The organism is Pseudomonas sp. B21-056, from assembly GCF_026016325.1.
Lineage (GTDB): Bacteria > Pseudomonadota > Gammaproteobacteria > Pseudomonadales > Pseudomonadaceae > Aquipseudomonas.
The window spans coordinates 3,387,142-3,398,761 of sequence record NZ_CP087203.1 but is presented as its reverse complement, the minus strand read 5'-3'; the positions used below and the strand labels follow the sequence as shown (position 1 = coordinate 3,398,761).

Annotated in this window: 10 protein-coding genes; 3 read left to right on the top strand and 7 right to left on the bottom strand. The window is 61.1% G+C overall.

All coding sequences use genetic code 11. The features are described 5' to 3' along the window. Positions 1-61: 61 nt before the first annotated feature. Positions 62-487: a YciI family protein gene (locus LOY67_RS14350; protein WP_265063114.1), complete on the top strand. Its 426-nt coding sequence runs from the start codon at positions 62-64 to the stop codon at positions 485-487. A gap of 24 nt (positions 488-511) precedes the next feature. Next, a complete protein-coding gene (locus tag LOY67_RS14345) occupies positions 512-919 on the top strand; it encodes a VOC family protein (RefSeq protein ID WP_265063113.1) in 408 nt (135 codons plus the stop codon). Between the two features lie 10 nt (positions 920-929). Here the strand turns inward: LOY67_RS14345 and LOY67_RS14340 are convergent, their stop codons facing one another. From LOY67_RS14340 to LOY67_RS14315, 6 genes are all read right to left on the bottom strand, one after another. Beyond that, on the bottom strand, positions 930-1,922 hold the full coding sequence (locus tag LOY67_RS14340) for a LacI family DNA-binding transcriptional regulator (protein WP_265063112.1): 993 nt from the start codon (positions 1,920-1,922) through the stop codon (positions 930-932). A gap of 75 nt (positions 1,923-1,997) precedes the next feature. Next, positions 1,998-3,506: a glycoside hydrolase family 32 protein gene (locus LOY67_RS14335; RefSeq protein WP_265063111.1), complete on the bottom strand. Its 1,509-nt coding sequence runs from the start codon at positions 3,504-3,506 to the stop codon at positions 1,998-2,000. After that, positions 3,503-4,642: an ABC transporter ATP-binding protein gene (locus tag LOY67_RS14330; protein ID WP_265063110.1), complete on the bottom strand. Its 1,140-nt coding sequence runs from the start codon at positions 4,640-4,642 to the stop codon at positions 3,503-3,505. Before LOY67_RS14330 ends, LOY67_RS14335 begins: the two co-directional genes overlap by 4 nt. A gap of 27 nt (positions 4,643-4,669) precedes the next feature. Continuing rightward, positions 4,670-5,512: a carbohydrate ABC transporter permease gene (locus LOY67_RS14325; RefSeq protein WP_265063109.1), complete on the bottom strand. Its 843-nt coding sequence runs from the start codon at positions 5,510-5,512 to the stop codon at positions 4,670-4,672. Then, a complete protein-coding gene (locus LOY67_RS14320; protein ID WP_265063108.1) occupies positions 5,509-6,471 on the bottom strand; it encodes a carbohydrate ABC transporter permease in 963 nt (320 codons plus the stop codon). The genes LOY67_RS14325 and LOY67_RS14320 overlap by 4 nt, the downstream gene beginning before the upstream one ends. A 21-nt stretch (positions 6,472-6,492) precedes the next feature. After that, a complete protein-coding gene (locus LOY67_RS14315; RefSeq protein WP_265063107.1) occupies positions 6,493-7,767 on the bottom strand; it encodes an ABC transporter substrate-binding protein in 1,275 nt (424 codons plus the stop codon). 168 nt (positions 7,768-7,935) lie between these two features. Between LOY67_RS14315 and LOY67_RS14310 the strand changes: the two genes are divergently transcribed. Next, positions 7,936-9,501, top strand: a complete 1,566-nt coding sequence (locus LOY67_RS14310) for a carbohydrate porin (RefSeq protein WP_265063106.1) — start codon at positions 7,936-7,938, stop codon at positions 9,499-9,501. Positions 9,502-9,711: 210 nt separating this feature from the next. Here LOY67_RS14310 and LOY67_RS14305 read toward each other — a convergent pair whose 3' ends face one another. Beyond that, the gene (locus tag LOY67_RS14305; RefSeq protein ID WP_265063105.1) at positions 9,712-11,565 is read right to left on the bottom strand and encodes an ABC transporter ATP-binding protein; all 1,854 of its coding nucleotides are present in this window, start codon (positions 11,563-11,565) and stop codon (positions 9,712-9,714) included. Positions 11,566-11,620: the final 55 nt, after the last annotated feature.

Sequence of the window (11,620 nt, the reverse complement as noted above, 5' to 3'; positions counted from 1 at the left end):
ATTCGACTAACCCTCGAGCCGCTACAAGAACGGCTTATCCCATTCCCCAGGAGATAAGACCATGCGATTTTTGGTGATCGTCAAAGCCAGCCCGGAATCCGAAGCCGGGGAAATGCCCAGTGAAGCGTTGCTGACCGCCATGGGCGCCTACAATGAAGAATTGGCCAAGGCCGGGGTGATGCTCGCGGCCGAAGGCCTGCACCCCAGTGCCAAGGGCGTGCGCGTACAGTTTTCCGGCAAGAACCGCACCGTCGTCGACGGCCCCTTTGCTGAAACCAAGGAGCTGATCGCCGGCTTCTGGATCTTCCAGGTCCAGTCGCTGCAAGAGGCCATCGACTGGGTCAAGCGTTGCCCGAACCCGATGGTCAGCGACAGCGAGATCGAAATCCGCCAGATTTTCGAAATGGAGGATTTCGGCGAGGCCTTTACCTCCGATCTACGCGAGCAGGAAGACCGCATTCGGGCGCAAATGCCCAATCAATCGTGAAACCTGACAACAGGAGATCCGACCATGAGAATCATTCCTTACCTGACCTTCAACGGTAACTGCAAGGAAGCCTTCGCCCTGTACAAGGACGTGCTGGGCGGCGAGCTGTTTGCCATGTCCTTCGCCGAGGCGCCTGAAGAGACGGGCATGCCCAAGGACAACGACCTGATCCTGCACACCTGCCTGACCGTAGGCGATTTCAGCCTGATGGCCTCCGATTGCCCGCCGGGCCAGTCATACCTGAAGCCGCAGGGCGTGTCGGTGTCCCTCAATGTCGACAGCGTGGCGGAGGCCGAGCGACTGTTCAATGGCTTGAGCGCGGGTGGCAGCGTGCACATGCCATTGGCGAAGACTTTCTGGGCGGAACGCTTCGCCATGTTCGAAGACCGTTTCGGGATTGCCTGGATGATCAACTGCGAGGGCACGAAGTAGGGGAGTTGGCCTATAGCGACGCCCTGATCACCAACGGGCAATCCACGGGCTGGGTGCCCGCGACCTCCAGTGTTTCGATCAGATGCCGGGCAGCCTTGCGGCCGATCTCGTAGTACGGCAGCTGCACCGTGGTCAGGGGTGGGATGAACAGTTCGGCAATGCCGATCATGTTGTCATAGCCGAGCACGGCCACATCGCCAGGAATCTTCAGGCCACGGCCCAACAGCAGCTGATAGGCACAAAAGGCGATGCGGTCGTTGCCGCAGATCAGGATATCGAACTCGGGGCGACCGTCGACGATGTGCCGGTCGAGGATGGCGGCTGTCTCACCGTAGGCATCGTGATCGGAAAGGTCGTATTGCAGCAGTACCTCGGAGGGTAGTCCGAATGCCTGGCAGGCACGTTGCAGGCCGCCCTGTCGCAGGCTCCAGGCAAGGCTGCGCTTCGGCAGATTGATGCACAGGGGGCGACGATAGCCCTGGCTCAATGCGTGATGCACGGCGCGATGCTGGCCGGCCTCGTCATCCGGCACATAACTGACCAGGCGATTGTCATCCTCCAGACAATTGGCGAGTACCAGCGGTTTACTCTTCAAGCGCTCGGGAATGTTCACCTGACGCAACCCCATGGCACTGAAGATCAACCCGTCGGGACGGTGCGAGAGCATCAGGTCGATGTCCTGGTCGGTGGGCGGGTTGTTCAACAGGTTGAGGATGAAGACGTTCCAGCCTGCCTGCTGTGCGGTCTGTTCGATGGACAGCAGCAACTCGACCGCGAACGGTGTGGTCGCGGTATCCAGGGCAAACACACCGATGGTTCGTGCCTGGAGGCTATCGCCGCGCATTTTGCGCGCCGACAGGCTCGGTACGAATTGCAGCTCGTCGATGGCGCGACGTACCCGCTGAAGGGTTTCGGCGCTCAGTTTTTCCGGATTGTTGAGCGCCCTGGAAACCGTCATCAGGGACACGCCGGCCAACTGTGCAACGTCTTTCACTGAAGTCATGCGAGGTGAGGCCAGTCAGGTTGACGCGCAATCATGACACAGGGTCCGGGCGTCTCGCGACTTCGACGACGGCGTTCATAGCCAGCCTGACCCCAGGGACCACGCCCGAGGGATGGAGACGCGCCCGCCGGTGCCGCTGGCGAGCAACTTCACCCCCAGGCTGTCGGGTCGGGGATAGATACGGCTGCTGAGACTGAAATGTCCATTTACGTCAAACACCTCAATGGACGATCGATCAAGAAATACACGCAATTCCAGTTGCTCGAGCGTCGGGTCTATCGACACGCTGCGCTGACCGTCGAGGTGCATTCCCGCGCGGCTGCGATCCAGCACCAGGCGCTGCAATGACCCATCGTAGTAGAGCAGGGTCTGTTCAGCGCTTTCCTCCTCGGCACTGCAACGCAAGGCGACGCCCAGGTGCCCATCGGCGCAGCCGGGCAGGTCTAGCTGCACATGGATCTCCAGTCGGTCGCCGCCGATGTGCGACACCCATTGAGTGCCCGGATCGGACCACGGCGGCGTGCCCGGAAGCAACGCCTGGCGCAAGGCAATCAACTCCCGCGCCGGGAACACGCGCAGACGATCGCCATGCAACTCAAGCTCGCGGGGCAGACCGAGCATGCCAGACCAGTGATGCGCCTGGCTCGGCATCGGGCTCTCCCACATGTCGAGCCACGCCCACGCCAGGCGTCGACCATCGGCGGCCTCCAGGGTTTGTGCAGCGTAGAAGTCATGGCCGTTATCCAGCTCGATGAAGGGCCCTCCGGTGAAGTGCCATGCGCTGTCGAGCCGGCCCACCCGGTAACCGGTCTGGTACTTGTTGAGCCGTTCGTAACCCTGGGAGTGCATGCCCTGGGGCGAGTACAGCAGTACATCGCGCCCGTTCAGCCGAAACAGATCCGGGCACTCCCACATATAGCCATCGCCCTCATTGCCACGGTCGACGTAATCGAGGAACTCCCAGGCGTGCAGATCCGCGGAGCGGTACAGCGGCAGCAGCGGCGTATCGCCCAGGCGTGCGCCGGCAATCAGGTACCAATGGTCATCCTTCTGCCAGACCTTGGGATCACGAAAGTGCATGATCGTGTCCTCGGGTGGGCTTTCGATGACCGCGCCATGCTTGACGAAGCGGATACCGTCGGTGCTGGTGGCCAGGCACTGGACCTGACGGATAAAGCGTTCGTCGCCCACATCCCCCAGCCAGGTATGCCCGGTGTAGATCAGCGCCAGGGTCTCCCCGCACACCACCGCACTACCGGAAAAACACCCGTCGCGGTCGAAGTCATCGCCCGGTGCCAGGGCAATGGGCAGGTGCTGCCAATGCACCAGGTCGGCACTCTTGGCATGGCCCCAATATATCGGCCCCCATTTCGCTTCGAAGGGGTGGTGTTGATAGAACACATGGTATTCGCCACGAAAGTACACCACCCCGTTAGGGTCGTTCATCCAGCCCGCCACGGGCGCAAGATGATAAGCGGGTCGATAGTCGTGGATGATGCGGGACAGGCTATCGCTCAATGCCTGCTGCGCATGTTCAAGAATCGGGGAGACCGGTGCGTTCATAGTATTCAAAGACAAGTTCATAGGGCGCCTGCGGGTGCCGGACGCAGTGGAATGCCATCGGGCAGGGTTTCAATGGCGTGGCGCTTCAAGGCCAATCCGTCGGCGTCGAACAGGTGCAGGTTGTCGATCTCCAGGCGCAGTTTGACCCGATCGCCTATCTGCCAGCCGGCGTTCACCTCGCAACGACACATCAGTGGCTCATCCTGGCCGGTATCGACGTGCACATAGGTTTCGCTACCGAGGTATTCGACCCCGGTCACGACAACACCGGCGCCCCCCTGCGCGGCTTCAAGCGTCACGTGTTCCGGACGAATCCCCAGGCTCAGTTGGGTGTCCGCCGCCAGGGTCGAGCTGTCGAAGGGCAGGGACGTCTTGCCCAGCACCAGGCTTTCAACCAGGCTGGTTTCGCCTGGCGAATGCAGGAACGCCGGAATGAAATTCATCCTGGGCGAACCCAGGAAACCGGCAACAAAGCGACTGGCCGGGCGCTCGTAGAGTTCACGCGGTGAGCCGATCTGTTCAATGCGCCCTCCGTTGAGCACGACAATCTTGTCGGCCAGGGTCATCGCCTCGACCTGATCGTGGGTGACGTAGATCACGGTCGAACCCAGCCGGGCGTGCAGCCGGGCGATTTCGTTGCGCATCTGCACTCGCAGGGAGGCATCCAGGTTGGACAGCGGTTCATCGAACAACAGGATGTCTGGCTCTCTCGCCATGGCCCTGCCCATGGCCACCCGCTGACGCTGTCCGCCCGACAGTTCCTTGGGTTTGCGTTGCAGGAGTTTGTCCAACTGCAGGATCTGCGCGGTTTTCAGCACACGTTCGCGCAGGCTGGTCTTTTCGGTCTTGGCCAGTTTGAGTCCGAAGCTGATGTTGTCGTACACGGTCATGTGCGGGTACAGCGCATACGACTGGAACACCATGCCGACGCCACGCTCCCGTGGCTCCAGGTCGTTGACCCGGCGTCCGTCGATCAGCAGGTCGCCAGCGCAGATCGAGTCCAGTCCGGCGATCAGTCGTAGCAGGGTCGATTTTCCGCAACCGGAAGGGCCGACGAACACCACGAACTCACCCGCCGCAATATCCAGGCTGACGTCACGAAGAATGCGCATGCCACCCAACTGTTTGTTCACGTTGTGCAGTTTCAATTTGCTCACGATGGGGTTCCTTGTCTTTATGGGGCATCAGCCCTTCAACGCGCCGGCGGTGAGGCCGGAAACGATCCGGCGTTGGAAGATCAGCACCAGGATGACCAGAGGGACGGTGACCAGCACCGACGCAGCCATCAACAACCCCCAGGGCAGTTCATGGGAGCTGCCGCCGGAAATCAGGGCGATGGCGACCGGTACCGTGCGCTGGCTGTCGGTCAGGGTGAAGGTCAGGGCGAACAGGAACTCGTTCCAGGCCGCAATGAACGCCAGCAGGCCGGTGGTGACCAGTGCCGGCCAGAGCAGCGGCAACAGCACGCGGGTCAGCGTGACCCAGGACGAAGCGCCGTCCATGATTGCCGCTTCCTCCAGTTCGTGGGGCAGTTGGCCCATGAACGTCGTCAGTATCCAGACGGTGAAGGGCAGGGTGAAAATCGTGTAGCTCAGGATCAGCGCCCAGGACGTGTTGTACAGGCCCAGGGCTCGTATCACCTCGAACAGCCCCGACAGCACGGCGACCTGAGGAAACATCGACACCCCCAGGACCAGCATCAGTACCGTGCCGCGTCCACGAAACTTCACCCGGCCCAAGGCATAGGCCGCCGTCAGGCTGAGGAACAGCGCCAGCGCGACTACGCACAGCGAAACCACCAGCGAGTTACCAATGGCCCGCAGGAACGAGGCCTGGCTGAGCACCGCGGTGTAGTTGGAAAAATCGGGGTGGTCGATCCAGTAGCTCACCTGAAACAAGGCCGTGGACGATTTCAGCGACGTCACGATGGCGTAGTAGAAAGGGAAGACCGCATACAGCAGGAGAATCCCGATCAGGCACCAGAACCCGAGGCGCAACAGCGCTTTTTTCAGCAGTCGCTGGCTCATGAGCGGACCTCCATCTGGCGGCGTCCCAGGTACAGATAGACGATGGCGATCACCGCGACGACCAGGAACAGCAGGCTCGAGGCGGCACTGCCGTAACCGACGTCCTGGAATTCGACCAGATGCTGGCGGGCATAGACCGACATGCTCATGGTGCTCGAGGAGTTCGACGTCAGCACATAGATGACATCGAACACCCGCAAGGCGTCGAGAATGCGGAAGATCGCTGCCACCAGCAACGCAGGCATCAGCAAAGGCAGGGTGACCCGCCAGAATACTTTCAATGGGTGGATGCCATCGACCCGGGCGGCCTCGTAGCAATCGCCCGGCAACATCTGCAAGGCCGCCAGCATCAGCAGTGTGACAAAAGGCACGGTCTTCCAGACGTCGACGATGATCACCGCCCACATCGACAGCGCCGCGTCTGCGGTCCAGGCCAGGGGCGCGTCAATCAGGCCGAGGCCGAGCATCAGGTGATTGATGATGCCGAACTGGTCGTTGAGCATCCATGACCAGATCTTCGCCGAGACAATGGTCGGAATCGCCCAGGGAATCAGGATCAACGCCCGCACCAGGGCGCGTCCGGTGAACTTGACGTTCAGCAACAGCGCCACCAGCAGCCCCAGGACCATTTCCAGCCCAACGGACACCACGGTGAAATGCAGGGTGTTGCGCACTGCGTTCCACCATTGCGGATCGACCAGCACGCCGGACCAGCCGGAGCCGCTGTAGAACAGGTAATTGCTCAAGCCGACAAAGGTGCCGCCGGTGGTGTCCGCGAGGCTGGCATCGGTCAGGCTGAACCAGAACGTACGCAACAGCGGCCAGGCCGCCACCAGGGTCAGGCACAGTAGCATCGGCGCCAGGAACAGCCAGGCGGCGCGGACTCGACGGCGTTGTACCGGCGTTTCCCGGGCGGGCAGGGGCTCGGCGCAGGGCGCGTGGGCAGAAGAGACAGACATGGTGATTTCCTTCCTTGTGGCTTACCAGTTCCGGCGTTTGATGCGCGTGAGTTCGCTTTCCAGTTCGACCAGCGCCTGATCGACCGGCAACTCTCCCGCCAATACACCGTGCACCTGATCGAAGAACGCATTGGAAACCCGCGGATAACGGGCGGCGGTGATGGCGGCGGGGCGCATGACTCCATCGTTGAGAATGCTGTGCAACTGTCTGTAATAAGGTATGGCCGCGAGCAGCTCAGGGTCTTGATAGAGCGATTCGATAACCGGGTTGTAGGCACCCACCAGCGCGCGATGTTTCTGTTGTTGGGCACTGGTCAGGTAGCTCACCAGTTCTGCCGCCAGCTTTGGCCTGGTGCTGTAGCGCGAAACCGCCAGGCCCCAGCCGCCAAGGGTGGAGGCATGGCTGCCGGACGCGCCGCCACGGGGCAGGGGCGCGACCCCGACCTTGTCCTTCACCGCGCTGTCCGGACTTTGCACGAGGGCCCAGGCATACGGCCAGTTGCGCATGAACAGGGCATTTCCCGACTGGAATACGCCACGTCCTTCTTCCTCGGTGTAATTGAGCACGCCACGGGGGGAGATATCGCCCACCCAGCTTTTCGCCAGCGTCAATGCAGCCCTTGAAGCCTGGTTGTTGACCACGATGTCGCCTTGCGGATTGACCAGCCCGCCGTCCGGTTGACTGCTGATCCACTCCAGCGCGTTGCACGTCAAACCCTCATAGGCCCGGCCCTGGAAGACATAACCCCATGCATTGGCGTTTCCGGCGTTGCGCTCTGCCTGTTGCACATCCCTGGCGATAACCGTCATTTCCTCCCAGGTCTGGGGTACCGGCTTGTTGTACTTATCGAGCAAGTCCTTGCGGTAGTACAAAAGCCCTGAGTCGGTGAACCACGGCATCGTGACCAGCCGCCCATTCACCGTGGCGTTATCCACCTGGGCCTGGAAGTAGCCTTGGGTAGCGTTGGCGGGGAGTACCTCGCGCAGATCCAGCAAATGATTGGCCAGCATCCCCGGCCAGACCATGTCGATCTGAATGATGTCGATGTCGCTGGACTGCGCACTGAGGATCTGCTGATAGAACGACAACCGCTCGGTTGCCGAGTTAGGCGTGGAGACCACGTCGACGCTGTGGCCGGTCTGTTTCGACCAGGCCTCGACCGCCTCTTTGCACAATTGCAGTTCCGCACCCACCGCACCGCAGGAGATCGTCAGATCGGCTGCGCTGGAAAGGGCGGGAAGCCCGGCAAAAGCGCTGAACAGTGCTGCTGGAAGGAGCGATTTGAGTCGTTTCATAAAGCCCTCTTTATTTTTGTTTTTATAAAAGTTAACGTTAACATCGCCAAATGTAGCAGCGTATTTGCCATGAGGCATCCTTTTTTTCGTGGAATTTGACAATTGATCCTCCATGGAAAAAAGGTCGATCGCGAGACAGAACAATAAAAACAAAACAGGGAAATCCACATGCAGAAAGCATCAAGCTGGCTCATTGCAGGCGTGCTCGGTACCTCGGCGGCCACTGTCCAGGCCGCGACACTGGAAGAGCGCATGGCAGCCTTCGAAGCCCGCACCAGCGCAGCGGAGCAGCGCGCCGCCGCAGCCGAACGGCAGGCCCAGGCACTCGCCAGGGAACTGCAGCAACTCAAGCTCGCCAACCCTGCCTTGCAGCCGAGTGCATCCGTCGCGCCCACCGCCGTGGCGCCCACCTTGGACGCGCGGTTGGCAAAACTCGAAGCCAGTCAGCAGAACCTGGAAACAGCCGGCAGTGGAGGGCACCTCACTGACGGGTTCAGCTTCAAGGGCTACGCCCGCTCCGGATTGCTGATCAACGACGGGCTCGGTGGTGGTCGTGGCGGCCCTTATACCACCCCGGCCGGCTCGGTCGGTGGCGCGGTCGGACGACTCGGCAACGAGGACGATACCTACATGCGCATCGACCTCTCGAAGGAGCTGTATGCGCAGAACGGCACCCGATCCAAATTCACCGTTTCCATTGCCGATGGCGTGGAAAGCTCCAATGACTGGACCGCCGAAGAAAGCAACCTGAACGTGCGCCAGGTCTTTACCGAGCTCGACCATCTTGCCGCGTTCAAGGGCAACCCGATGTTCGAGAACGCCACCCTCTGGGCCGGCAAGCGCTTCGACCGGGACAATTTCGATATCCATTGGCTGGACTCGGACGTCGTCTACCTGGCCGGTACCGGCGGCGGCATCTATGACGTGCAGATGAGCAAGGACTGGCGCTCGAATTACTCGCTGATCGGGCGTAACTACGGTGACTTCAGTGAAGGTGGGGTCAATGCCGATGTGGAGAGCTATGTCCTGACCTCCAACCAGTTTTTCGCCAACGGACAATGGCAGTGGATGTTCAACGGCATCGGCTCGAAGAAAAACGACTTCGGCACTCGCACCAATGAAGCGGGCCTGGCGCCCGCGGATTCCGGCCTGCACAGCATGATTGCGAATCACCAGCGCAACTTTTTCGGCCGGGAAGGCTTCTTCAAGACGGCGCTGCTCTATGGGCAGGGCCTGGGCGCGGAGGTCAAGAACGTGGGCTCGGACGGCGAGCTGATCGACGAAGCCCGCGCCCTGCGCCTGGCGCTGTACGGTGAAACCCCGATTGCACCCGGCTGGCGCATCGGCCCGAGCCTGCTGGCGGAACAGAGCAAGGACCGCTACGTCAAGGGCGACGACTATCGCTGGATGACTCTGAACGTGCGACTGGCCAATGAGATCAACAGCAATTTCGAGATGGCTTACGAGATGAGCTGGCAGACCATGGACCTTGATCCCAAGGGCTATAAGCAACGTAACGCAGTGGACGGCAATTTCTGGAAATTCACCGTCGCACCGACGTTCAAGCCAGACTTGGGCGACCTGCTCACGCGTCCTGAATTGCGGGTGTTCGCGAGCGTCATGAACTGGTCTTCGGACCTGGATCGGTACAGTGCTTCGGACTCGTTCGGCAAGACGGACTTCAACGCCGGTGGTGTCTGGCAGTACGGGATTCAGATGGAGACGTGGTTCTAGGGTTCGACAGGTTGGGCTATGGCCTGGAACGCAGGGAGCTTGCTCCCGCTGGCCTCTGTAGGAGCTGTCGAGCGAAGCGAGGCTGCGATCTTTCCCCTGACACTTGAGTCTCAAGCGAAAGATCAAAAGATCAAAAGATCGCAGGCTTCGCCAGCTCCTACAGGCCCAGCGGGGGCAAGCTCCCTCGCCACAGGGAAGGCAGAGCCATGCCTATTCCACCGCTTCGGCCACCCCCTGATCCTCACCCAGAAACCCGCCACTCTGATGCTGCCACAGCCGCGCATAGGTGCCGTTTTTCGCCAGCAGTTCGGCGTGGGTGCCTTGTTCGATGATGCGTCCGTCATCCATGACAATCAGTCGATCCATGGCCGCGATCGTCGACAGCCGATGGGCAATGGCGATCACTGTCTTGCCCTGCATCATTTCATCGAGGCTTTCCTGGATGGCGACTTCGACCTCCGAGTCCAGGGCGCTGGTGGCCTCGTCAAGCAACAGGATCGGGGCGTTCTTGAGCATCACCCGGGCGATGGCAATGCGTTGGCGCTGGCCGCCGGACAGCTTGATCCCGCGTTCACCCACCAAGGTGTCATAGCCGTTGTGGCCTTGGCGGTCGCTCAACTGGCTGATGAACCCGTCGGCCTGGGCGTTGGCCGCTGCCCTGCGGACCTGCGCTTCAGTCGCATCCGGGCGGCCGTAGGCAATGTTGTCACGAATGGAGCGGTGCAGCAGGGAGGTGTCCTGGGTGACCATGCCGATGGCGCTGCGCAGACTGTCCTGGGTGACCTTGGCAATGTTCTGGCCGTCGATGCGAATCTCACCACTGTCCACGTCGTAGAAGCGCAGCAGCAGGTTGATCAGCGTGGATTTGCCGGCACCGGAACGACCCACCAGGCCGATTTTTTCGCCCGGGCGGATATTCAGGCTCAGTCCATCGAGCACCTGGCGTTCACCGCTGTAGTTGAATCTCACGTTGTCGAAGGTTACCGCGCCGCCGGAGGGCACCAGCACGCCGGCGTCCGGCGCATCCTGCACCTTCGGGCCACGGGTGAGGGTGTCCATGCCATCCTGTACGGTGCCGATGCTTTCGAACAGCGAGGTCATCTGCCACATGATCCAGTGGGACATGCCATTGATACGCAATGCCATGGCGGTGATCGCCGCCACCGCACCCGTGCCGACTTCGCCCTGGTGCCAAAGCCACAAGGCATAGCCGCCAGCGCCAAGGATCAGCGCCACCACCAGCGCCTGATTGACGATCTCGAACTGGCTGACCAGGCGCATTTGCCGAAAACCCGTCAGCTTGAAATCCTCCATCGCCGCGCGGGCGAAGTGCGCTTCACGCTTGGAGTGCGAGAACAACTTGACGGTGGTGATGTTGGTGTAGGCGTCCGAGATGCGCCCGGTCATCGACGAGCGCGCATGGGCTTGTTCCTGCCCGACTTGCCCCAGGCGTGGCACGAAATACAGCATGGCCAGTCCGAACAGCGCGATCCAGGCAATAAACGGCAGCATCAGTTTCAGGGCGAAGCCGCCGGCCAAGGCGATGATCGCAATGAAGTACACGCCGATGCCGGGGGCGATTTCGATCAGGGTGAACAGGACTTCGCGCACGGCCAGGGCCGTCTGCATCACCTTGGTCGTGACCCGGCCGGAGAACTCATCGGAAAAGAACGAAAGGCTTTGCCGCAGCATCAGGCGATGGAAATCCCAGCGCAGCCGCAGCGGCAGATTGATCGCCAATACCTGGTGCTGGACCATGGTGCGCAGCGCCACCAGCCCGATGCTGGCGATCAGCACGATGCCGATCCCCCACAGCACCCGGCTTTCCTGTCCCTGTGCCTCACCACCGGCCTGCCAGGTCGAGAGCAGGTCCACGACCTGCCCGAGAAACGAAAACAGCCAGGCCTCGTAGATCGATACGCCGGCACTGAGCAGCGCAAACACCAGGATATAGCCGCGCGCACCTCGGGTGCAGGCCCACAGGAACCGTGCCAGGCCAACAGGTGGCGGCGGAGCTTCATCGGGCGGGAAAGGGTCGAGTCTTCGTTCAAACACACGAAGCATTGTGGTCTCCGAAAGGGGCGGGTTGAGAAGATTTTCCCAGTTTACGTGTGCTTGG